This window comes from Sphingopyxis bauzanensis (genome assembly GCF_002205675.1).
GTDB lineage: Bacteria > Pseudomonadota > Alphaproteobacteria > Sphingomonadales > Sphingomonadaceae > Sphingopyxis > Sphingopyxis bauzanensis.
The window spans coordinates 247,572-269,034 of the sequence record NZ_NISK01000001.1 but is presented as its reverse complement, the minus strand read 5'-3'; the positions used below and the strand labels follow the sequence as shown (position 1 = coordinate 269,034).

The 21,463-nt window shown below is 66.4% G+C and carries 20 protein-coding genes; 18 read left to right on the top strand and 2 right to left on the bottom strand.

Translation table 11 applies throughout. The annotated features are described in order from the left end of the window. Positions 1–11: 11 nt before the first annotated feature. A complete protein-coding gene (locus CDQ92_RS01260; RefSeq protein ID WP_088439361.1) occupies positions 12–278 on the bottom strand; it encodes an acyl carrier protein in 267 nt (88 codons plus the stop codon). After that, positions 275–1,270: a GNAT family N-acetyltransferase gene (locus tag CDQ92_RS01255; RefSeq protein WP_088440501.1), complete on the bottom strand. Its 996-nt coding sequence runs from the start codon at positions 1,268–1,270 to the stop codon at positions 275–277. Before CDQ92_RS01255 ends, CDQ92_RS01260 begins: the two co-directional genes overlap by 4 nt. 35 nt (positions 1,271–1,305) lie before the next feature. Between CDQ92_RS01255 and CDQ92_RS01250 the strand changes: the two genes are divergently transcribed. The 18 genes from CDQ92_RS01250 to CDQ92_RS01165 all read left to right on the top strand — a co-directional run bounded on the left by CDQ92_RS01250 (position 1,306) and on the right by CDQ92_RS01165 (position 21,404). Next, complete coding sequence (locus CDQ92_RS01250; RefSeq protein ID WP_088439359.1) at positions 1,306–2,841, top strand: acyl-CoA ligase (AMP-forming), exosortase A system-associated; 1,536 nt, start codon at positions 1,306–1,308, stop codon at positions 2,839–2,841. A 126-nt stretch (positions 2,842–2,967) separates the two neighbouring features. Then, entirely contained in the window at positions 2,968–4,197 is a 1,230-nt protein-coding gene (locus CDQ92_RS01245) for a pyridoxal-dependent decarboxylase, exosortase A system-associated (protein ID WP_088439357.1), read from the top strand. Between the two features lie 173 nt (positions 4,198–4,370). After that, on the top strand, positions 4,371–5,027 hold the full coding sequence (locus tag CDQ92_RS01240) for an XrtA/PEP-CTERM system exopolysaccharide export protein (RefSeq protein WP_088439355.1): 657 nt from the start codon (positions 4,371–4,373) through the stop codon (positions 5,025–5,027). Positions 5,028–5,076: 49 nt separating this feature from the next. After that, complete coding sequence (locus CDQ92_RS01235; RefSeq protein WP_088439353.1) at positions 5,077–6,621, top strand: XrtA system polysaccharide chain length determinant; 1,545 nt, start codon at positions 5,077–5,079, stop codon at positions 6,619–6,621. 14 nt (positions 6,622–6,635) lie between these two features. Continuing rightward, positions 6,636–7,658: a P-loop NTPase gene (locus CDQ92_RS01230; RefSeq protein WP_088439351.1), complete on the top strand. Its 1,023-nt coding sequence runs from the start codon at positions 6,636–6,638 to the stop codon at positions 7,656–7,658. Then, entirely contained in the window at positions 7,658–9,367 is a 1,710-nt protein-coding gene (locus CDQ92_RS01225; RefSeq protein WP_088439349.1) for a hypothetical protein, read from the top strand. Before CDQ92_RS01230 ends, CDQ92_RS01225 begins: the two co-directional genes overlap by 1 nt. A gap of 22 nt (positions 9,368–9,389) precedes the next feature. Beyond that, a complete protein-coding gene (locus CDQ92_RS01220) occupies positions 9,390–10,610 on the top strand; it encodes an XrtA/PEP-CTERM system-associated ATPase (protein WP_088439347.1) in 1,221 nt (406 codons plus the stop codon). Positions 10,611–10,655: 45 nt separating this feature from the next. Further along, positions 10,656–11,516 carry an XrtA system polysaccharide deacetylase gene (locus CDQ92_RS01215; protein ID WP_088439345.1) on the top strand — a complete coding sequence of 287 codons (861 nt, stop codon included), beginning with the start codon at positions 10,656–10,658 and terminating at the stop codon, positions 11,514–11,516. Beyond that, entirely contained in the window at positions 11,498–12,580 is a 1,083-nt protein-coding gene (locus CDQ92_RS01210; RefSeq protein ID WP_088439343.1) for a FemAB family XrtA/PEP-CTERM system-associated protein, read from the top strand. The genes CDQ92_RS01215 and CDQ92_RS01210 overlap by 19 nt, the downstream gene beginning before the upstream one ends. A 5-nt stretch (positions 12,581–12,585) precedes the next feature. Then, positions 12,586–13,800: a TIGR03087 family PEP-CTERM/XrtA system glycosyltransferase gene (locus CDQ92_RS01205; protein ID WP_088439341.1), complete on the top strand. Its 1,215-nt coding sequence runs from the start codon at positions 12,586–12,588 to the stop codon at positions 13,798–13,800. Beyond that, positions 13,797–15,275: an exosortase A gene (xrtA, locus tag CDQ92_RS01200; protein WP_088439339.1), complete on the top strand. Its 1,479-nt coding sequence runs from the start codon at positions 13,797–13,799 to the stop codon at positions 15,273–15,275. Before CDQ92_RS01205 ends, xrtA begins: the two co-directional genes overlap by 4 nt. Positions 15,276–15,287: 12 nt before the next feature. Then, positions 15,288–17,183, top strand: a complete 1,896-nt coding sequence (locus CDQ92_RS01195) for an XrtA/PEP-CTERM system amidotransferase (RefSeq protein ID WP_088439337.1) — start codon at positions 15,288–15,290, stop codon at positions 17,181–17,183. A gap of 146 nt (positions 17,184–17,329) precedes the next feature. Beyond that, positions 17,330–18,514, top strand: coding sequence for a GNAT family N-acetyltransferase (locus tag CDQ92_RS01190; RefSeq protein ID WP_088439335.1), 1,185 nt, complete (start codon positions 17,330–17,332; stop codon positions 18,512–18,514). After that, positions 18,511–19,377 carry a cupin-like domain-containing protein gene (locus CDQ92_RS01185; protein WP_088439333.1) on the top strand — a complete coding sequence of 289 codons (867 nt, stop codon included), beginning with the start codon at positions 18,511–18,513 and terminating at the stop codon, positions 19,375–19,377. Before CDQ92_RS01190 ends, CDQ92_RS01185 begins: the two co-directional genes overlap by 4 nt. A gap of 73 nt (positions 19,378–19,450) precedes the next feature. Next, a complete protein-coding gene (infA, locus tag CDQ92_RS01180) occupies positions 19,451–19,669 on the top strand; it encodes a translation initiation factor IF-1 (RefSeq protein WP_088439331.1) in 219 nt (72 codons plus the stop codon). Continuing rightward, a complete protein-coding gene (locus CDQ92_RS01175; RefSeq protein ID WP_229667558.1) occupies positions 19,666–20,256 on the top strand; it encodes a Maf family protein in 591 nt (196 codons plus the stop codon). Before infA ends, CDQ92_RS01175 begins: the two co-directional genes overlap by 4 nt. Continuing rightward, positions 20,249–21,232, top strand: a complete 984-nt coding sequence (locus CDQ92_RS01170) for a ribonuclease E/G (protein ID WP_088439329.1) — start codon at positions 20,249–20,251, stop codon at positions 21,230–21,232. The genes CDQ92_RS01175 and CDQ92_RS01170 overlap by 8 nt, the downstream gene beginning before the upstream one ends. Next, the gene (locus tag CDQ92_RS01165) at positions 21,222–21,404 is read left to right on the top strand and encodes a DNA gyrase inhibitor YacG (RefSeq protein ID WP_088439327.1); all 183 of its coding nucleotides are present in this window, start codon (positions 21,222–21,224) and stop codon (positions 21,402–21,404) included. Before CDQ92_RS01170 ends, CDQ92_RS01165 begins: the two co-directional genes overlap by 11 nt. Positions 21,405–21,463: the final 59 nt, after the last annotated feature.

The following is a 21,463-nucleotide window of genomic DNA, read 5'->3' as shown; positions in this document are numbered from 1 at the left end:
GATCGTGGCGATCACTCGCCAATCTTGCGTAGTGAGAACGCCAGCAAATTGCCGTAGGTTTCAAAGATCTCGCCATCAATCTCGTCATCGTCAATGAGGATGCCGAGGCGGTCTTCCATCTCGGTCAGCACCGTCGCGACTGCCATCGAATCGAACTCGGGCAGCGCGCCGAACAGGCCGCTGTCGGCGGTCAGCGCCGCGGCGCGGTCTTCGCCGAGGCCAAGGACATCGGCGAGCAGGGCGCGAAGGGTGGTGTCGACGGTATCGGGTTCGGTCACGATTCTTTCCTCAGCTGGGAACGGGCGAAGGCCTTGAGTGCCGGTCCCCATGCCGCGAGGCGCGAAGGATTGAAAGCCTCGATCCGCCACAGAGGGTCGTGGCGGTTCATCCAGTCGCGCTTGTAACCGTCGTTGCCGGTGCCGAAATCGATGCGTTTGATGCCGTCCACTTCGATCACATGGCGGAACAGCGCCGCGGACAACAGGGTGCCGGGCGAGGCCTTGAGGCTGTCTTCGACATGCGCAAGCTTGTGGATGTAGGCAGTGCCGTCCTCGACGGTCCAAAACTGCGCCGCGACGGGGATGCCATCGATGCGCGCGAGGCCCATCCGCAAGGTGCCGCGCGCGCTCTCGGCCTCGGCAAAGGCGCGGAGCAGCGCGGGGTGACCTTCTTCGGGTTTCCAGCTGGCCGCATAAATCTGTTCATAGGCGGCCCAGCTGCCGTCGTCGAAGGCGATGAGCAGCTGGATATCGACGATGCCCTTTTTCGCCTTGCGCTGGACGGTGCTGCGCAGCGCGCCGGGGCGGCTGGTCCACCAAGCGTCATGGTCCATATCGCCGAGGTCGAGCCAGTGGCGGTCGCCCGCGGGCGTGACTTTGACCCACCAGCCCGCGGCGCGGAGCGCGGCGGTGAGCTCGTCGGGTTCGCTTACCGGATAGAGCGTCAGGCGTCCGGCGGTGCGGCGGAGATTTTGCGACAACGCGCGCCGGGCGGTTTCGTGGTCACCGTCGCCGGTATAGAGCGGGCGGATCGCGAAGCTGTACCAGTTGGTGAGGCCCGCGACCTCGCCCGGCCTTTCGATCCGCAGCGGCAGCCATGCGGTGACGCCCCCCGCGCGGCCATGCGCGTCGACCCGGCCCTGCCCGGCAAAACCATACGCTTCGAGCAGGTCGAACCACGCCGCGCGGTCGAAGGGCGACGCGAAGCCCGCCGCGCGCGCTGTCGCGGGCAACCGCTCATCATTAGCGTGATGTTCACCGTTCCCTTGCATGGTGTCGCCCTCTATCACTTCACTCCTAACAGCCGATGACCAAAGCCGAAAAGCCAACTTCGCAACCGATCGACCATCTCGCCCTGCGCGGCGCGCCGGGGGCGGCTGCGCTGTTGATCGGTGAGGGGGTCATGACGTTTGCGCAATTGGATACGGGGGTCGCGCGGCTGGCGGCGTGGCTGCTGGATCAGGCGGGCGGGCCGGGCGAACGGGTCGCGAGCTGGAGCGCGAAGACGAGGGCAGCGTGCCTGATGCCGCTGGCGGCGGCGCGCGCGGGGCTGATCCATGTGCCCGTCAATCCAATGCTCAAGGGACCGCAGGTTGCGCATATTTTGGCGGATAGCGGGGCGAAGCTGCTGATTACCAACGGCGCGCGTGAGGATATGCTGGGCGAAGGGCGGCCCGATAATTGCGTGGTGCAGGATTTGAAGGTCGCCGAGGCAGTGATCGATTCGGGGGGGCAGGGACTGGCGCCCTCGGCTGCCGATCCCGATGATCTGGCGGCGATCCTCTACACCAGTGGCTCCACCGGGCGGCCGAAGGGCGTGATGCTGAGCCATGCCAATTTATGGCTGGGGGCCGAGAGTGTTGCGTCCTATCTGAAGCTCGTCCCTGATGACCGGGTGCTCGCAGTGCTGCCACTGAGTTTCGATTATGGGCAGAACCAGCTGCTGTCAGCCTGGTATGCGGGCACCGCGGTGGCGCCGCTCGATTATCTGACCCCGCGTGACGTCGTGAAGGCAGTAGCGCGGCACCGTGCGACGACGCTGGCGGGGGTGCCGCCCTTGTGGGTGCAATTGGTCGAGAGCCACTGGCCCGCCGAGGCGGCCGTACATCTGAAGCGCCTGACCAACAGCGGCGGGGCGCTGACGCCGTCGCTGATCGACGCGATGAGGGCGACCTTTCCGAACGCGGAGATTACTCCGATGTACGGGCTGACCGAGGCGTTTCGTTCGACCTATCTGGAGCCGAAACTCGTTGCCGATCATCCGACATCAATGGGCCGCGCAATCCCGCACGCCGAGATTTTGGTTTGCCGCCCCGACGGGACGATCACCGCCGACGAGGAACCGGGCGAGCTGGTGCATTGCGGGCCGCTGGTCGCGCAGGGCTATTGGCAAGATGCGGAGCGGACCGCCGATCGGTTCAAACCGGCGCCGCGCGTGTCGCGCTATGGCGGGATGGCGGTTTGGTCAGGCGACACGGTGCGCCGCGACGCCAATCACCTGCTCTATTTTGTCGGGCGCGACGATGCGATGATCAAGACTGCGGGGAACCGTGTGAGCCCGACCGAGGTCGAGGAGGTGGCGGTCGCGTCGGGGCTGATTTTTGAAGCCGTCGCGTTCGGGGTACCCGATGCGCGGCTGGGCGCGGCGATCGTGCTGATCGTGCGCGGCAAGGGCGGGGGCGCTGACGAAGCAGGGCTGGCCGTTTATCTGCGCCAGAACCTGCCAAATTTCATGCAGCCGCAGGCGATCGAATGGCGCGATGCGCTGCCCCGCAATCCGAATGGCAAGCTCGACCGGGTGGTGATCGCCGCCGATTGGGCGCAGGCGTGCCATGATGTTTAAATTCTCCGTTCGCATCGAGCGAAGTCGAGATGCCCATCGACCGAGCGCTGCCCCGATGGGTGTCTCGACTTCGCTCGACACGAACGGATTCCGGGAGCCCAATTTATCGTCCGCGAGAGTGGCGGCATGAAGCCGCACGGTCCGATCCCGCCCGGTTTCGCCGCCGACGAAGACGGCATGCTGCTGATCGGCGGCGACCGCGCCGACACGCTCACCGACATGGCGGGCGACACGCCGCTGTTCGTTTACGACAGCGCGATGCTGACCGCACGGGTCGCCGCATGGCGCGCCGCGATGCCCGCCGAAGTGCAGCTCCATTTTGCGATGAAGGCGAACCCCTATCCGCCACTGCTCGCCTTCATGGCGCGGCTGGTCGACGGGTTCGATGTCGCGTCGGGCGGCGAGTTGAAGGCGGCGATCGACAGCGGGATGGCGGCGGCGCACGTCAGCTTTGCCGGACCCGGAAAGCGCGACCGCGAGCTGGAAGCGGCCATTATCGCGGGGGCGACGCTCAATCTGGAATCGGCGGGCGAAGCGGCGCGCGCGCTGTCGATCGCGGCAAGGAACGGGGTGACTCCGCGCCTTGCGGTGCGGGTCAATCCCGACTTCGACCTCAAAGGATCGGGGATGAAGATGGGCGGCGGTGCCAAGCCGTTCGGCGTCGATGCTGCCGAGGTTCCGGCGCTGGTGCGGCGGCTGATTGCCGCGGGGGCCGATTGGCAGGGTTTCCATATTTTCGCGGGATCGCAGGCACTTGATGCGGCGGCGATCGCCGATACGCAGGCCCAGACGGTCGCGCTGGCGGCACGGCTGGCGGACGAGATCGGCGCCACGCCGCCGCTGGTCAATCTGGGCGGCGGGATGGGGGTTCCCTATTTTTCCAGCGATACAGCGGTCGATGCCGCGGCGGTCGGGTCGGCGCTGGGCGAGACGCTCGCGGTGCGGCCCCCGGTGCTCGCGGACAGCCGCTTTGCGATGGAACTCGGTCGCTGGCTGGTGGCCGAGGCGGGGGTGTATCTGACCCGTATCGTCGATCGCAAGACGAGCCATGGCGAGACGTTTCTGGTGACCGACGGCGGGCTGCATCACCAGCTCGCGGCGAGCGGCAATTTCGGGACGGTGATCCGTCGCAACTATCCGATCGCGGTCGCGAACGCATTTGGCCGCGACCCGACCGAAACAGTGTCGGTCGTCGGCTGCCTCTGCACCCCGCTCGACCGGTTGGGCGATCAGGTCGCGCTGCCGCGCGCCGACGTTGGTGACCTGATCGCGATCTTTCAGGCGGGGGCCTATGGCGCCAGCGCGAGCCCGGCGGCGTTCCTGGGGCAGGGTTCGGCGCGCGAAATGCTGATCTGACCCGGAAAAACTTGCTCCTTAACGGGACAATTATGCCGATGTGCTAGGCACACTTATCTCAATACTAACTCTATGTTCACCCTTTTCGCGCAAGAGCGGAAGCTGACGCAATGACGGTCGTCGCGGGGATTTGCGCCGCGGCGGCGGCCCGCGGCACGAAAGGTTGATTGTTTATGGCTTCGTTCCCCTCGCTTCGCGTCGCCCGCGCCGCGCTCGTTTCCGGTATCGCGGCGACTGCGCTCTCCGGCTGCGCGAGCGGCGGCAGCAGCGCGCCGCAGCTGCCCAGCGCGAACTTTGTCCAGAATCAGGAGGGGCCGGGCGAAGAATATATCATCGGCCCGCTCGACGAGCTGCAGATCTTTGTGTGGCGCAACCCCGAGCTTGGCGGCAAGGTTCAGGTGCGCCCCGACGGGCGGATCACCACCCCGCTGATCACCGACATGCCCGCGGTCGGCAAGACGCCGACGATGTTGCAGCAGGACATCAAGCTGCAATTGAGCCAATATATCACCGACCCGATCGTCAGCGTGATCGTGACGACGTTCAACAGCACCTTTTCGCAGCAGGTGCGCGTCGTCGGCGCGACCGAAAAACCGGCGTCGATTCCGTTTCGCGCCAACATGACCGTGCTCGACGCAATGATTGCGGTCGGCGGGCTGGGCGAATATGCGGCTGGAAACAAGGCACGACTTGTCCGTTTCGACAAGGGTAGCGGCAAGCAGCAGGAATTTGGCCTGCGGCTGAACGACCTGATCAAGCGCGGCGATATCAAGGCCAATGTGCGGTTGCAGCCCGGCGATGTCATCATCATCCCCGAAAGCATGTTCTGACCCCGAACGACCGCCAATAGACCCATTTCCCAAGGATTGATCGCAACCGATGAACAGCCTTTACGACGAATTCCGGGTGGCGCTGCACAGCGTCTGGACGCGCCGGTGGCTCGTGCTGGCGGTGGCGTGGGGCATCTGCATTCTCGGCTGGCTGGCGATCGCGTCGATCCCCAACCGTTATGACTCGCGCGCGCGGCTGCTCGTCGACATCAACGAAATCCTGCCCGACGATCCGCAGGGCGGCGCCTATGGCGGCCGCCAGCGGATTGACCAGATCCGCGAAACGCTGACCAGCGCGCGCAATCTGGAAAAGGTCGCGGCGACCACCGGCCTGTTGCCTGCGGGTGCCGGAGAGCGCGAGAAAGCCGGCGCGGTCGCGATGCTGCAAAAGAGCATCAAGGTGATCCCACAGCAGGACAATATCTTTGAAATTACCTCGAGCGTCGGTGTCGGTAGCCTGTCGGATGCCGACAATGCCAAGCTGGCGTCGGGCGTGCTCGACAGCCTGATTACCGTGTTCCGCGACGACCAGCTGCGCGGCGGGCGGATGAATGCGCGCGAGGGATTGAAATTTCTCGATGCGCAGATCGCCGACCGCGAAAAGGCGCTGCGCGAAGTCGAAGCGCGGCGGGCGGCGTTCGAGGCGCAGAATATCGGGCTGATCCCCGGCGGCGCCGGATCGCCTGCGCAGCGCGTCGAGGCAGCGCGCGCCGAACTCGGCCAGATCGATTCGCAACTCGTGGCGGCGCAGGCACAATTGGCGGCGGCGAACGGCCAGCTTGCCGCCACCCCGGCAACGATCAACGTCCCCGGGATGGGCAGCGTCGGCGGCGGTGTCGCACGGCAGCAGCTGGCGGGGGCGCAGAATGAACTGTCGTCGATGCGTTCGCGCGGGCTGACCGACGCGCATCCCGACGTCATCGCGTTGAAAAGCCAGATCGCGTCGCTGAAAGCCATGGCCGACCGCGAAGGCGCGGGCGGCGGCGGCGGCAATTCGCAGAACCCAGCCTATGCCTCGCTCGCCGCGATGCGGGCCGAGCGGCAGGCGACGGCGAGCGCACTCAACGCGCGCAAGGCGCAGCTGACCGGCGACATCGCGCGCATCACGAGCCAGCAAATCCAGAACCCCGGCATCGCCGCCGAATATGACCGGATCAACGGCGAATATACCGCGTTCAAGGCACAATATGACAAGCTGCTGGGCCAGCGCGAACAGGTGCGGATGCGCGGCGACGTGCAGACCGAAACCGACGCGATCAAGATCGAACTGCTCGATCCGCCGACGAAGCCGACCAGCCCTGCGGCACCCAATCGGCCGTTGTTCCTGACCCTGGTGCTGCTCGCGGGAATTGGCGGCGGCGTCGCCGCGGCCTTTGGCCTCGCCCAGGTCCGCACCAGCTATGCCACCGCGGCTAAGCTGGAGCGTGCCAGCGGATTGCCGGTGATCGGTTCGATCACCGAAGTGGTGACCCCCGAACGCCATGTCGAACGGCGCAAGAAGCTGGTCTGGCTGGCAAGCGGCGGCGGGGCGTTGGTCGGCCTCTACGCCTTGCTGCTGGTCGCCGAATTCATCCAGCGCGGCATGGTTGCGTGACGGGGGACGATGACATGAACGACCAACGCAAAGTCAAGCGCCCGCCCTCGATCCTCGAACGCGCAGCCGATATGTTCGGCCTCGATCCCGCCGCCAATGCGCCGACGATCGACGTGTCGAGCCTGCCGCCGGAAGCGCCGAAAAGGGCGAAGAAGGTCAAGGCGGAACCCGTCGCCGAAGTTCTACCGCCCGAAAGCGCCCCTCCCGTTGCCGAGGCCGCACCGACGGTCGAAACGGTGCCGGCGCCCAAGCCTTCGCCGCGCAAGGAGATCGCCAAGGCGGCGCCCGCGATCGTGCCGGCGCGGCAGGGGACGATCGACCGCGAGCGCCTTGCGGCGCGCGGGATGATCGTGCCGGGTACCCCGGTCACGGGCATTTCGGAAGAATATCGCATCGTGAAGCGCGAGCTGATCCGCAATTTCGGTGGCGTCGGCAATCGCCCGATCCTGCCGCGCGGCCACCGCGTACTGATCGCGTCAGCGAACCCGGGCGAAGGCAAGACCTTCTCCGCGGTCAACCTCGCGCTCAGCCTGGCGGTCGAGGCCGACCATGACGTGCTGCTGATCGACGCCGACATTGCCAAGCCGAGCGTGCTCGAAGCCTTGGGGCTGGAGGATGGTCCGGGGCTGATGGACGCGCTCGCCGATGCGCATTTGCCGCTGGGCGACTGCCTGATCCAGACCGACATTCCGGGGCTGAAGGTCATGCCCGCGGGGACCGGGCATATGCACGACACCGAACTGCTCGCGTCGGCGCGCACCGATGCGTTGCTGGCGCAGCTCGAACAGGGCGTCCCGGGCCGCATCCTGATCATCGATTCGCCGCCAGTGCTGGCGGCGTCGCCCGCCGCAGTGCTGGCGGGGCATGTCGGCCAGACGATCATGGTCGTGCGCGCCGACGAAACATTGGAATCCGCGCTGCGCGACGCGATCGGCCTGATGGGCGCGTGTCCGCATATTCAGCTGCTTCTCAACGGCGTGAAATTCTCGCCAGGCGGCCGCCGATTCGGCACCTATTACGGACAGGGAGGTGCGTGATGCGCACCCCCATCGCCCTGCGCCACGCGAGCGCGCTGGCGGCGCTGCTGCTGGCAGGGACCGCCACGGGCGCCCAGGCGCAATTTTCGGGAGATCCCGCTTCCGGCGCCAGCGACGCGCCGACGAGCGCCCCGGCGGAACCCGGCCGCGCAGCGAAGCGCGCCGAGGGCCGCCGTAACCAGCGGCAAGTCGATGTCAGCCCTTATCTCGAGGTCGGTCAGGTGCTGACCGCCGACCTGAGAAACGGCGGCGACGTCCTGACCTATACCAATGTCGCGGTCGGCATCGATGCCGCGATCGTGACGACGCGCGCCGAACTGGCAGCAACGCTGCGCTATGAACACCGCTTTGGCTGGGGCGGCGGCCTGAGCGATTCTGATACGATCAGCGGCCTCGCCCGCGGCCGGATCGAGGTTGCGCGCGGTCTCAATCTCGAGGGCGGCGCACTCGCCACGCGGACCCGCGCTGACGGGCAGGGCGCCGACAGTGGATTGTTCATCGGCAACGCGAGCAATGTCGCGAACCTCTACTCGGTCTATGCCGGGCCGACCTTGGCGCGCCGCATCGGCGGGCTCGATGTTGGGGCCGGCTATCGCTTTGGCTATACCAAGGTCGATGTCGATACACCCGCGATCCTGGCGCCGGGCAGCCAGCCGCAGGATATTTTCGACAGCTCGACCAACCATGTTGCGTGGGCCAGCGTCGGCGCGCGTCCCGGCGACCTGCCGTTCGGGTGGCAGGTATCGGGCGGCTATGAACGTGAGGATGCCAGCCAGCTCGACCAGCGTTTCGAGGGCAAATATGCCCGCGCCGATGTGACGCTGCCGATCGGGCCGACTGTCGCGCTGCTGGGCGGCGTCGGTTATGAGGACATCGAAATCGGCCAGCGCAATCCGCTCGTTGATGCGGGCGGCGTACCGGTGCGCGATGCGAACGGTCGCTTCATCACCGACAAATCGACCCCGCGCCAGCTGTCGTTCGATACCGACGGCCTGATCTGGGACGCCGGGGTGATGTGGCAGCCCAGCCGCCGCACGTCGGCGACCGCGCGCGTCGGCCGCCGTTATGGCGACACCATTTATACCGGCAGCTTCTCCTATCGCGCCGACCATGCGACGACGGTTCAGGTCGGCGTTTATGACGGACTGTCGAGTCTGGGCCGCGGCCTGTCGGGTGGACTTGCTGCGTTGCCAACCCAGTTCGACCCAACGCGCAACCCGATCGGCGGGACGATCAATCCGTGCGTGTTCGGCCAGCAGGGCGGCGGATGCCTGAACAACCAGCTCGGCAATGCAACGTCGGCGCAATATCGCAGCCGCGGCGTGCAGGCGACGATCGCCTCGCGCTACGCCGGGTGGAGTTATGGCGTCGGGATCGGCTATGACCAGCGCAAGCTGCTCGCGCCGTTGCTGTCGCCGGTCGCGAACCTGAACGGGATCAAGGACGAGAGCTATTATCTCTTCCTGTCGGCGGGGCGCCAGCTCGACGTCGATTCGGACATCAGCCTGACCGGGTATCTCAACTATTTCGACAATGGCGCGCCGGGCGCGAGCGACGTCCAGTCGGCGGGGCTGTCGGCGGCATACGCGCGGCGCTTCTGGCGCGGACTGACCGGAACTGCGGCGGCCAGCCTTAACGCCTTTGATCAGGACGGCTTTAACAGCCAGCTTATTGGTTCAGCTTTGGTGGGACTGCGTTACAACTTCTGACCAAGCAACGGGAATATTAGCGATGTACGATCAGTTCTATGGTTTCTCCGGGCGTCCGTTCCAACTGACGCCAGACCCGCATTTCTATTTCGAAAGCAGCACGCACCGTAAGGCGATGTCTTACCTTGGCTACGGCCTCGCGCAGGGTGAGGGCTTTATCGTCATCACTGGCGATGTCGGCGCGGGCAAGACGACGCTGGTCGGCCATCTGATGAACACCATCGACCCCAGTCGCCTTACCGCGGTCAAGCTGGTGTCGACGCAGGTCGAGGGCGACGACCTCCTCCGCCTGGTCGCCGAACAGTTCGGGATCGAGTGGGAAGGGCAGAGCAAGGCCGAGTTGCTGCGGTCGATGGAGCAATATCTGCGCGAGCAGGCGCGCGCCGGCAAGCGCACGCTGCTGATCGTCGACGAGGGGCAGAATCTTGCGATCTCGGCGCTCGAAGAGCTGCGGATGCTGTCGAATTTTCAGCTCGGCGGGCATTCGCTGCTCCAGATTTTCCTGCTCGGCCAGCCCGAGTTTCGCCAGACGTTGTTTCATTCGCCGACGCTGGAGCAATTGCGCCAGCGGGTGATCGCGACGCATCACCTTGATCCGATGGAGCCCGAGGAAGTCGAACCCTATATCCTGCACCGGCTGGGCAAGGTCGGCTGGACGGGCAACCCGAGCTTCAGCCCCGACGCGTTCGAGGAAATTTTCGATTATAGCGAGGGCGTGCCGCGCAAGCTGAACGTGCTGGTAAGCCGCCTGCTGCTGTACGGGGCGGTCGAGCAGATGACGCGCATCACGGCGCAGAATGTGCGTTCGGTGGTCGCAGAGATCGAGGCCGACCGCGGCATCGACGCGTCCACGCTGGCGCCGTTGCCGGTCGAGGAGGTCGTGGCGGCAGCTGCCGCTGCGGTGGCGCCGACCCCTGCGCCCTTTGCGGTGCCGACCGCAACGAATGAAACCGCGCTCGAATGGCCGCAACGTGCTGCCGACGGACGTCCGCCCTTTGCGGAGCCTGCGCCGACGCGGCCTGAGACTGACGTGCTGGAGCTGACGCCCGAAGCGGCCCCGGCTGTGGCGGCGATCGATCCCGAGCAGCTGGCGGCGCTCGAAGCCCAGATTGCTTCGCTTGAAACGCGGCTGGTCGAACAGGATGCCGCGTTGCGCCGCGTGCTCGACCTGCTGATCGAGTGGGTCGAGCGCGATCCTGAGAATGCACCCAATCCGGCGACCTCGCGGACCTGGGCGGCCTGACAGCGGACGCGAAATCGGCTATCCGGTCGATGAAGGTGAGAAACGATGCAGAACGGCCTGTCTGTCGATGTCGAAGACTGGTTCCAGGTCGGCGCCTTTGAGCGCACGATCCACCGTGCCGACTGGCCGACGCTCGAGTGCCGGGTCGAGGCGAATTGCGACGCGGTGCTGCAGATTTTCGCCGACGCGGAGACGAAGGGGACGTTCTTCACATTGGGCTGGGTCGCCGAGCGTTATCCGGCGCTGATCAAGCGGATTGTGGCGGCGGGGCATGAGCTCGCGAGCCATGGTTATGACCACGAACGCGTGTTCAACATGACCGCGGACGAATTTGCTGCCGACCTTCAGAAAACACAGGCGATCCTCGAGGATCTGGGCGGCGTTGCGGTGCGCGGTTATCGCGCGCCAAGTTTCTCGGTCGACCAGCGCACCCCGTGGGCTCATCAGGTGCTCGCCGAACAGGGCTATGCCTATTCGTCGAGCGTCGCGCCGGTCGTCCACGACCATTATGGCTGGCCGCAGAGCCCGCGCCATGCCTGGCGGCCGCTGCCCGATAGCGAACTGGTCGAATGGCCGGTGACGACCGCGCGCTTTGCCGGGCGCACGCTCGCGGCGGGCGGCGGGGGCTTCATGCGGATGCTGCCTTATGGCTTCACCCGCTGGGCGATCGCGCGGATGAATGAAGAGGGGCATCCTGCGATCCTCTATTTCCACCCGTGGGAAATCGACCCTGGCCAGCCGCGCGTTACCGATGCACCGATCAAATCGAAAATTCGGCATTACAGCGGCTTGTCGGCTATGGCTGGCAAGCTGAAGAAACTGCTCGCCGATTTCGACTGGACGCGCGCCGACGCGTTGCTCCCCGCGCAGCAGCAGCGCGCTGCGCCGTGGCGCGCGGCGGCGTGAATGCGCCGATCCGTCCGGTGAAGGATGGCTTTTCCGGCGCGCCGTTGTCCGATGCGGCGGCGTGGGATGCCTATGCTGCGGTGCATCCTCACGCGACGCCCTTCCACAGCCGGGCGTGGTGCGAGGCGATCACCAAGGCGACGGGACATGTCTGCCATCTGGTCACCGCGCGCGATGCGGGGGGAACATTGACCGGGCTGTTGCCGCTCCACCATGTCCGCTCGCCGCTGTTCGGGCATGCGCTGGTCGGCAGCGGGTTTGCGGTGGGTGGCGGTATCCTTGCCAATGATCCGGCAGTTGCGGCGAAGGTGGCCGAGGGTGCGGCGGCGATGGCGCAATCGCTCGGGGTGCCGTCGGTCGAACTGCGCGGCGGTCCGCAGCCCGATGGCGACGGCTGGCACCGCGAAGAGGGGGTTTATGCTGGCTTTGCGCGCGACCTCGCCAGCGACGACGATGCTGAACTGCTCGCGATCCCGCGCAAGCAGCGCGCCGAGGTGCGCAAGGTTCTGGAGAGCGGATTGACCGTGACAACCGGGCGCGACGCCGGTGAGCGGCGCGACCATTACCGCACCTATGCCACCAGCGTTCGCAATCTCGGGACGCCGGTGTTTCCCAAAAAGCTGTTCGATGCGGTGCTCGATGCGTTCGGCGACGATGCCGATATTTTGACCGTGCGGCAGGACGGGCGCCCCGTCGCAAGCGTGCTCAGCCTCTATTGGCGCGGCACGGTGATGCCCTTTTGGGGCGGCGGAATTGCCGATGCACGGCGGCTGCGCGCCAACGAACTGATGTATTTCGCGCTGATGCGCCATGCGCGGGCCAAGGGCTGTACGCGGTTCGATTTCGGCCGGTCGAAGGTTGGGACCGGACCCTTCAGCTACAAGAAGAACTGGGGATTCGAGCCGCAGCCGCTCGTCTATGCGCGCTGGCTCGCGCCGGGCGAAACGCCGCGGGACACCAATCCGAACAGCGCCAAATATCGGCTGCAGGTCAATCTGTGGAAAAAGCTGCCGCTGTGGGCGGCGAACAGGATCGGGCCGCTGATCGCGCGCGGGTTGGGGTAATACGGGTGAGGCCCGAAATCCTGTTCCTTGTGCATCGCGCGCCGTGGCCCCCCGACCGCGGCGACCGCATCCGCAGCTGGCATATGTTCGAGGCGCTGGCGAAGCTGGCGCCGGTGCATGTGGCGGCGCTGGCTGATAATGAACAGGATGCCGCCATCGCACGCGCAAAGATGGCGCCGCTTTGCAAGAGTTTGGTGGTCGAAGTGCGCAAGGCATCGCGGCCGCAAGCGCTGGTGAAGGCGGTGCTGACCGGCGACCCGGTGTCGAACCGGCTGTTTCGCAACGCGCCGCTGGCGCGCCATGTCGGCGGGCTGCTTAGCCACGGTGACGTCAGCCACATCGTCGCCTTCTCGGGGCAGATGGCGCAGTATCTGCCGCCGCCCAGCCACTTTTCCGGACCGGTGGTCATGGATTTTGTCGATGTCGATTCGGCCAAATTCGCGACCTATGCGGAGCAGGATCGGCGCCAGCCGCTGCATTGGGTGCATGCGCGCGAGACGCGGGTGCTGGGTGCCTATGAAGCCGAGGTGGCGCGGCGCGTCGATGCGAGCCTGTTCGTCAGCGAGGCCGAGGCGGCGCTATTTCGCGCGCGCAGCGGGCTGGGATCCGGCAAGGTTCGAGCGGTCGAGAACGGCATCGACACCGAACGGTTTGATCCGGCGCTGACATTCGACGCGGTCGATGGCGGCGAGGGACCGCTGGCGGTGTTTACCGGCCAGATGGATTATCGCCCCAATATCGACGCGGTGCGCTGGTTCGCCGGCGACATCCTGCCGCTGATCCGTCGGCAGCATCCGGCGGCGCGGTTCGCCATTGTCGGGCGGGCTCCGACCGACGAGGTGCGCGCGCTCGCCAGACTGCCGGGCGTGGCGGTGACGGGCGAGGTGGCTGATGTGCGGCCCTGGCTTGCTGCCGCCGATGCAGTGGTTGCACCGCTGCTGCTGGCGCGCGGGGTGCAGAATAAATTGCTCGAAGCGATGGCGATGGCGCGGCCGGTGGTGGCGAGTGCCGCCGCGGCCGAAGGGATCGATGCGGTTGCGGGTGAACATCTGCTGGTCGCCGACGATGCCGCGGGTATGGCCGCTGCCGTGGGGTCGCTGTTCGATGACCGCGAGGGCGCGGGCAGGATGGGGCAAGCGGCGCGCGCGCGGATGATTTCGCGTTATGGCTGGGACGCGCGGCTGGCGCCGCTTGGCGAGCTGCTGGGCCTGCCCGCATGACGTTGTGGCAACGCCATCTGGGCGCTCTCGCGCTGCTGTCAGCGGCGATCTTCGCGATCTTCTGGCGCGATGCCGCCGCTATGGCGGGCATCTGGTGGTACAGCTCGACGTTTACCCATTGTCTGTTGATGGTGCCGATGATCGGCTGGCTGGTCTCTCAGCGGGTCGACCAGTTGCGTCCGCTGACCCCCGTCTTTTGGTGGCCGGCGCTCTTCTGGATGGCGGGGGCGGGGCTGGTGTGGCTGGTCGGCGAGGCCGCGGGGGTCGGGTTGTTTCGGCAGCTCGGGCTGGTGCTGATGCTGCAGGGCGCGGTCGGCGCGGTGCTGGGCGAGAAGCTGGTGCGCGGCTTGCTGTTTCCGCTCGGCTATGCGCTGTTGCTGGTGCCGTTCGGCGAGGAGCTGGTGCCGCTGCTCCAGACTTTTACCGCGCATATCAGCGTCGTTCTGCTCCACCTGTCGGGCATTTCCGCCGAGATGGAGGGCGTGTTCATTACGACGCCCGCGGGTTTCTTCGAGGTTGCCGAGGAATGTTCGGGGGTCAATTTCCTGATCGCGATGCTCGCCTATGCGGTGTTCGCGGCGCATCTGTGTTTCAAGAGCTGGACGCGGCGGATCGTCTTTATCGCCGCGGCGCTTGCGACGACGATCCTCGCCAATGCGCTGCGCGCCTATGGCACGATGGTCGCCGCCGAAATCTGGGGGATCGAGGCGGCGGGCGGGATCGACCATATCTTCTATGGCTGGATCTTCTTCGGGCTGGTGATTGCGATCGTGATGCTGGTGGCGTGGCGCTGGTTCGACCGGCCCGCGAACGATGTTGCAGTCGATGTGAGCGGGCTGGACGGGCCGCTGCGTTTTACCGGGTCGGCCAACGCGGTGCTGCCCGCCGCGCTGGCGATCCCGTTGCTTTTTTCTGGCTGGGCATGGCTGGTCGGCGGGCGCAGCGCCCCGTTGCCTGACACGATGGCGGTCGAGGCGCCGCGTGGATGGAGCGAAACGCGCGCCGTAGGCATGGCGTGGACGCCGCGCTTCGACGGCGCCGACCAGCGGCTGCTGCGGCATTTTGTCGACGGCAGGGGACGCCGGGTGACCGTCGCGATCGGCGGCTATGAACGCCAGGCAGAAGGGCGGGAGGTCGTCGCATTCGGTCAGGGTGCAGTCGATCCCGACAGCAAATGGGCGTGGAGCGCGTCGTTGCCCACGGTCGAGGGCGGGCGGACCGAACGTCTGTTTCATCCGGGCCCCGTACTGCGCGATGCGGCGACGTGGTTTGTCGTCGATGGCGCGGTGACCGGGGATCCGCGCCGCGCGAAGATCGCAGGACTGAAGGCGCGGTTGCTGGGCGGCGATCCGCGTGCGCTGTCGCTGATCGTGTCGAGCGCGGAGCGGCAGGGCGGGCGCGATGCGATGGAGGATTTCGTTTCCGCGTCGGGCGGAGCCAAGGCAATGGCTGACCGCGCGCTGAAAACCCGCTAGGCCACGCAGCATATGTGTGGGATCGCAGGCATCTATCATCTCGAGACGGCCAAGCCCGTTGACCCCGCGCGGCTGCGCGCGATGCTGCAACCAATGCAGCATCGCGGCCCCGACGGATCGGGCGAATGGACCGCGGCCGGGGTCGGGCTGGGCCACCTTCGCCTGTCGATCATCGATATCGACGGCAGCCCGCAGCCGATGGCGAGCGACGATGAGGCGGTGACGCTCACCTACAATGGCGAGATCTATAATTTCCGCGAGCTGCGTTCCGAACTGGAGGATCGTGGGCACCGGTTCCGCACCAGCGGCGATACCGAGGTCATCATCGCGGCGTGGCGGCAATGGGGGCCGGATTGCCTGTCGCGGCTGAACGGGATGTTCGCCTTTGCGATCCACGATCATCAGCGCGGCTGCCTGTTCCTGGCGCGTGACCGCTTGGGGGTGAAGCCGCTGCATTATGCGCGGCTGTCGGACGGGTCGGTGGCGTTTGCGTCCGAGCTGAAGGGGCTGCTGCGCAATCCGCTGCTGCGGCAGGAAGCGAACCTCACCGCGATCGAGGATTTCCTCGCCTTTGGGTATGTCCCCGACGACAATTGTATCGTCGCGGGGGTTGAGAAGTTGCCCGCGGGCCATTTCCTGTTGCTCGAACGCGACAAGCCGGTGCCCGCGCCGACGCGCTGGTGGGCGCCCGATTTTTCGAAGCGCATCCGCGCCAGCGAGGGCGAGGCGGCTGAGCATCTGGTCCATCTGATGCGCGCCGCGGTCACCGACCGCATGGTCGCCGATGTGCCGCTCGGCGCCTTTCTGTCGGGCGGGGTCGATAGCAGCGCGGTCGTCGCGCTGATGGCGGAGGCGAGCGCGAAGGCGGTCAAGACCTGCACGATCGGCTTCGATCAGGCGGCGCTCGACGAGACCGCATATGCGCAGCAAATCGCCGAGCGTTTCGCGACCGATCACCGCACGCGCACCGTGTCGTCGGGCGACTTCGGGCTGGTCGACACGATCGCCGATCATTTCGACGAACCATTTGCCGACGCCAGCGCGCTGCCAACCTACCGCGTGTGCGAGCTGGCGCGCGAAGAGGTGACGGTGGCGCTGTCGGGCGATGGCGCCGACGAGGCGTTTGCCGGATACCGCCGGCTGGTGTTCCAGCATCAGGAGGAACGCCTGCGCGGGCTGATCCCCGGTTTCCTGCGCCGCGGGGTGCTGGGGCCGCTCGCGAAGGTGTGGCCGCAAATGGATTGGGCGCCGCGTCCGCTGCGCGCGCGCGCGACGCTCGCAAGCCTGTCGAAGAGCGGGACCGAGGGTTATGCCGAGGCGGTCGGGGTGACCGGGGTGGCGCAGCGGTCGCGGCTGTTCAACGACGCGGCGCATCATGCGCTCGGCGATCATGTTGCCGAGGCGCGCTATTGGAAGGCGATGGCCGAGGCCCCGGCGCGCGAGCCGCTCGACCGCGCCCAATATGCCGATCTGATGATCTGGCTGCCCGGCGACATTTTGACCAAGACGGACCGGATGAGCATGGCGGTGAGCCTGGAGGCGCGCGAGCCGCTGCTCGATTACCGGCTGATCGAATTTGCCGCGAGCTTGCCCGCGTCGATGCGCGTCAAGCGCGGGACGGGCAAGGCGATCATGAAGCAGGCGATGGAACGCTATCTGCCGCACGACATCCTGTATCGGCCGAAGATGGGATTTGTGACCCCGGTGTCGCATTGGTTCCGCGGGGCTTTGGTCGAGCAGGCGCGGGGGCTCGCGACATCGTCGACGCTGGCGCGGTCGGGCTGGTTCGACATGGCCGAGATCGAACGGATCGTCGCGGCGCATCAGTCGGGACGGCGCGACCATGGGCGGCTGATCTGGCAGTTTTTCATGCTGGAGAAGGCGCTGGCGAAACTGTTCGGGATTTGAGGGTTATTCGTCACCCCCGCGCAGGCGGGGGCCGCTATCGGCTTTACTCGGCGTCGGCGCCTAAAACTCCAGCGGTCCCCGCCTGCGCGGAGGCGACGGACATGTCGGCCACCCCATTTTAACTCCTTCCTGCTAACCTCCACCCGATGACGGTGCATCCCGCCTTTCCTGCCAACGCCGCGCCCGCTGACCCGCTGACCGTGCGCGTGGTTGATCCGCTCGCGCTGTCGCCCGAGCTGGCGGCGGCGTGGGACCGGCTAGCGGCGGAGGCGAGCGAGCCCAATCCCTTTGCCGAACGCTGGTGCCTGCAATCGGCGCTGCACCTGCTCGATCCCGAGCGGCATGCGCGGTTGGTGATGGTGCGCGATGGTAGCGACGGGCCGGTGATCGGGATTATGCCGATCGCGCTCGCAACCCATTATGGCCGCCTGCCGCTGCGCCATGTCAGTGGCTGGTCGCATCCCAATCATTTCCACGGCGCCCCGCTGGTGCGCGCGGGGTTTGAAAGTCTGTTCTGGTCAATCCTGCTCGGGTGGTGCGACGCGGCGCCCTGGGCGCGCACCTTGCTCCATGTCCCGCGTCTGACCGAAGACGGACCACTCCACCGCGCGCTGGTCGACGTTGCGCGGGTCCGCGGCGGTGAAGCCGAGGTGGTCCACCGTGAGGAACGCGCGCTGCTCGACAGCGAGCTGTCGCCCGCCGAATATTGGGACGCCGCGGTACGCGCCAAGAAACGCAAGGAACTGCGGCGGCAGGCGAACCGGCTCGCCGAACAGGGGGCGGTGCGCTTTCGCCGTTGGCAGGCGGGCGAGGCGATCGAGCCGTGGATCACCGCTTTTCTCGATCTGGAAGCGCGCGGCTGGAAAGGCCGCGCCGGATCGGCGCTCGCCAGCCACAGCGGCACACAGGCGTGGTTCCGCGCGATCCTGGCGGGCGCGGCCGAGGCGGGGCGGCTCGACATGCACGCGCTCGATGTGGATGAGCGGCCGCTCGCGATGCTGATCAACTTCCTCGTGCCGCCGGGCGGCTTTTCGTTCAAGACCGCGTTCGACGAGGATTATGCGCGCTTTTCACCCGGAGTGCTGCTGCAACAGGCCAATCTCGACCTGCTCGACGATCCGGCAATCGCCTGGGTCGACAGCTGCGCCGCGCCCGGACATCCGATGATCGACAGCGTGTGGCGCGAGCGCCGCGCTTTGGTGTGGGTCAACGCCGCGTTGTCGGCGCCCGCCGACCGGCTGCGCTTTGCGATGCTGACCAAGATCGAGCTGCTCTGGCGGCGCTGGAAGGCTCCCACGGCGACCGAAGATGACGTAGAAAGCCCGTCATGACTGCGCATCAACCGATCACCAGACCCGTTTTCCCGCCCGAAACGCTGGCGACGATGGCTGCGCTCTATCCGCTTCAGGCGGGATTGCTGCACCATCATCTGCCCGACCACCCGCTGCTGTCGATCGAGGCGCTGGCGCAGCTTGGCGAAGGCCTCCCGGCGAGCGAAGTCGAATTTAATCCGGGCAATGTCCCGATCGGCATCCGCCCCGAAGATATCCCCGCGAACGGCCTTTCAATCGGCGAGACGATCCGCACGATCGACAGCAACGGCAGCTGGGCGGTGCTCAAGAATATCGAAAATGTTCCGGCCTATCGCACGCTGCTGATGGACCTTCTTGGCGAGCTCAGATCGGTCGTCGAGCCGCAGACGGGCGCGATGCTGACCCCGCAGGGCTTTGTCTTCATCTCGTCGCCGGGATCGATCACGCCGTTCCACTTCGACCCCGAACATAATATCCTGCTGCAATTGCGCGGGACCAAGGTGATGAACGTGTGGCCATCGGGCGACGAACGGTTCGCGCATCGGCGTGAGCATGAGCGTTATCACACCGGCGGTCACCGCAACCTGCCGTGGGACGAAACTTATCGCGAGAACGCACAGCAGGTACCACTCGGCCCTGGAGATGCGGTATTGATGCCGGTGATGGCGCCGCATTTCGTCACCAATGGCGACGCGCCATCGATCTCGCTGTCGATCACCTGGCGCAGCGAGTGGAGCTATCGCGAATCCGAGGCGCATGCCGCCAACGCCGCGCTGCGCCGCATCGGCCTCGACCCCGCAATGCCGCCACGCTGGCCCAGCCATGCTCGCGTTAAGACCGTGGCGTGGCGGATCGCGCGAAAGCTGCGGCTCGTCGAGTGACAGACCGCTTTTCATTGCCGCGATTTGCGGCTATGGGCGCGCATCCTTTGATAGCGAAACCCTTTGAGGACTGATGGCGAAAGAAGAACTTCTGGAAATGCGCGGCCAAGTGGTCGAACTGCTGCCCAACGCGATGTTTCGCGTCAAACTGGAAAATGGCCACGAGATTCTGGGCCACACCGCGGGCAAGATGCGCAAGAACCGCATTCGTGTGCTGGTCGGCGACGAAGTGCTCGCCGAACTCACCCCCTATGACCTGACCAAGGGTCGGATCACCTATCGCTTCAAGTGAGCAGCGCGGCGAACATTCCCGCGCTCGTTCTGGCTTCGACTTCGCCGCGGCGGCGTGAGCTTCTGGCGCGCATCGGCGTGATCCCGGCGCGGATCGCGTCCCCCGACATCGACGAAACGCCACTGAAGGCCGAGCTGCCGCGCGACTATGTCGCACGGCTCGCCAAGGGCAAGGCGTTGGCGGTCGAGCGCGCCGTGGACGAGGTAGTGCTGGCGGGCGACACAACCGTTGCGATCGGGCGCCGCATCCTCGAAAAACCCGCCGACGAAACCGATTTGCGCTGCATGCTTGGCCTGTTGTCGGGTCGGCGCCACCATGTCTATTCGGGGCTGTGCGTCGTCGGTACCGACGGCAAGCCGCGGGTGCGCGTGGCCGACACCGTGGTCGCGTTCAAGGTGCTGAGCGCCGCCGAGATCGACTGGTATGTCGCGTCGGGCGAAGGCATGGGCAAGGCGGGCGGCTATGCGATCCAGGGCCGCGCCGAATGCTTTGTCCGCTTCCTGTCGGGCAGCCATTCGAACGTCGTTGGCCTGCCATTGTTCGAAACGCGCACCTTGCTGACCAGCGCGGGCATCCCCCTTGGCTGAATGGCTTTACGAAGCCGGGATCGGCGAGGCGCGCGCGGCGCTGGTTGATGGCGACGAAATTCTGGAAGCGCGGATCGAGCGCGAAGGGGTGGGGCCACGCGTCGGTGCGATTGTTGCGGCGCGGCTGGTCGAGGCTGGGAAGGCGCCGATGGTGGCGCTCGACTGGCCCGGCGCGCCGATGGCATCGCTGACGGGGTTGCCGTCCGCGACGGCCATGGGTGCGGCTTTGACGGTCGAGATCACCCGTATGGCGCTGCGCGAACGCGGGCGCGACAAACCCGCGCGGGCGCGGGTTGCCGAGGCGGGGGCGGTCATCGGCGATGGCCCGGATTTGCGCGCGCGCATCGCGGTGACCGGAGTGCCGGTGACTGAGCTGCGCGCAACGGCTCCCGACCGACTGGAACAGGCGGGCTGGTCCGAACTGATCGACCATATCCGTATCGGTCATTGGCCGTTCGCTGGCGGCGCGCTGTGGGTCGACGCGACCCCCGCGATGGTGCTGATCGACATTGATGGCGAGGGCGACGCGCTGGCGCTGGCCAAGGCCGGAGCGCGGTCGGCGGCGGCGGTCATCCGCTGCTGCGACATCGGTGGATCGATCGGCATCGATTTTCCATCGCTCCCTGATCGCGCCGGACGTCAGGCGATCGACGCTGCCGTCGATGCGGCGCTGCCGCAGCCCTATGAACGCACCGCGGTCAATGGCTTCGGGCTGATGCAGATCATCCGCCGCCGCGACCGCCCGTCGCTGATCGAGCAGGTCGTGCTCGACCCATTAGCGACCGACGCTGCCCTGTTGCTGCGTCAGGCCGAGCGCGCGGTAGGGGCGGGGACGTTAACGCTAACGGCGCGGCCCGCGGTGATCGACCATATCGCGGCGCATCCGGCATGGATCGATATGCTGCAAAATCGTACTGGCCGCCCGGTCCAACTGACCGCCGACGCCGCCAGCAAAGGAACCGGACATGCCCAGTAAACCGCCGCGCTGCCCCTTGTGCGGCAAGCCGCGCGAACCCGAATTCAAACCTTTTTGCAGCCGTGGCTGCCGCGACCGCGACTTGCTCAACTGGTTCGGCGAAGGCTATGCCGTCCCCGCCGCGCAGGCGCCCGACGGCACTGCCGATGACGATCGTTTCGACGAAGGCTGAACGCATCGAAACAGCCTTACAAAGCCACTGGACAGGATGAAAAGCCCTGCCTATAGCCG

Coding starts and splice junctions, on each gene's coding strand:
- CDQ92_RS01255 (WP_088440501.1), bottom strand. CDS start 1,270: ATGCAAGGGAACGGTGAACATCACGCTAATGATGAGCGGTTGCCCGCG.
- CDQ92_RS01185 (WP_088439333.1), top strand. CDS start 18,511: ATGACTGCGCATCAACCGATCACCAGACCCGTTTTCCCGCCCGAAACG.
- CDQ92_RS01215 (WP_088439345.1), top strand. CDS start 10,656: ATGCAGAACGGCCTGTCTGTCGATGTCGAAGACTGGTTCCAGGTCGGC.
- xrtA (WP_088439339.1), top strand. CDS start 13,797: ATGACGTTGTGGCAACGCCATCTGGGCGCTCTCGCGCTGCTGTCAGCG.
- CDQ92_RS01225 (WP_088439349.1), top strand. CDS start 7,658: ATGCGCACCCCCATCGCCCTGCGCCACGCGAGCGCGCTGGCGGCGCTG.
- infA (WP_088439331.1), top strand. CDS start 19,451: ATGGCGAAAGAAGAACTTCTGGAAATGCGCGGCCAAGTGGTCGAACTG.
- CDQ92_RS01230 (WP_088439351.1), top strand. CDS start 6,636: ATGAACGACCAACGCAAAGTCAAGCGCCCGCCCTCGATCCTCGAACGC.
- CDQ92_RS01235 (WP_088439353.1), top strand. CDS start 5,077: ATGAACAGCCTTTACGACGAATTCCGGGTGGCGCTGCACAGCGTCTGG.
- CDQ92_RS01220 (WP_088439347.1), top strand. CDS start 9,390: ATGTACGATCAGTTCTATGGTTTCTCCGGGCGTCCGTTCCAACTGACG.
- CDQ92_RS01240 (WP_088439355.1), top strand. CDS start 4,371: ATGGCTTCGTTCCCCTCGCTTCGCGTCGCCCGCGCCGCGCTCGTTTCC.
- CDQ92_RS01190 (WP_088439335.1), top strand. CDS start 17,330: ATGACGGTGCATCCCGCCTTTCCTGCCAACGCCGCGCCCGCTGACCCG.
- CDQ92_RS01250 (WP_088439359.1), top strand. CDS start 1,306: ATGACCAAAGCCGAAAAGCCAACTTCGCAACCGATCGACCATCTCGCC.
- CDQ92_RS01195 (WP_088439337.1), top strand. CDS start 15,288: ATGTGTGGGATCGCAGGCATCTATCATCTCGAGACGGCCAAGCCCGTT.
- CDQ92_RS01245 (WP_088439357.1), top strand. CDS start 2,968: ATGAAGCCGCACGGTCCGATCCCGCCCGGTTTCGCCGCCGACGAAGAC.
- CDQ92_RS01165 (WP_088439327.1), top strand. CDS start 21,222: ATGCCCAGTAAACCGCCGCGCTGCCCCTTGTGCGGCAAGCCGCGCGAA.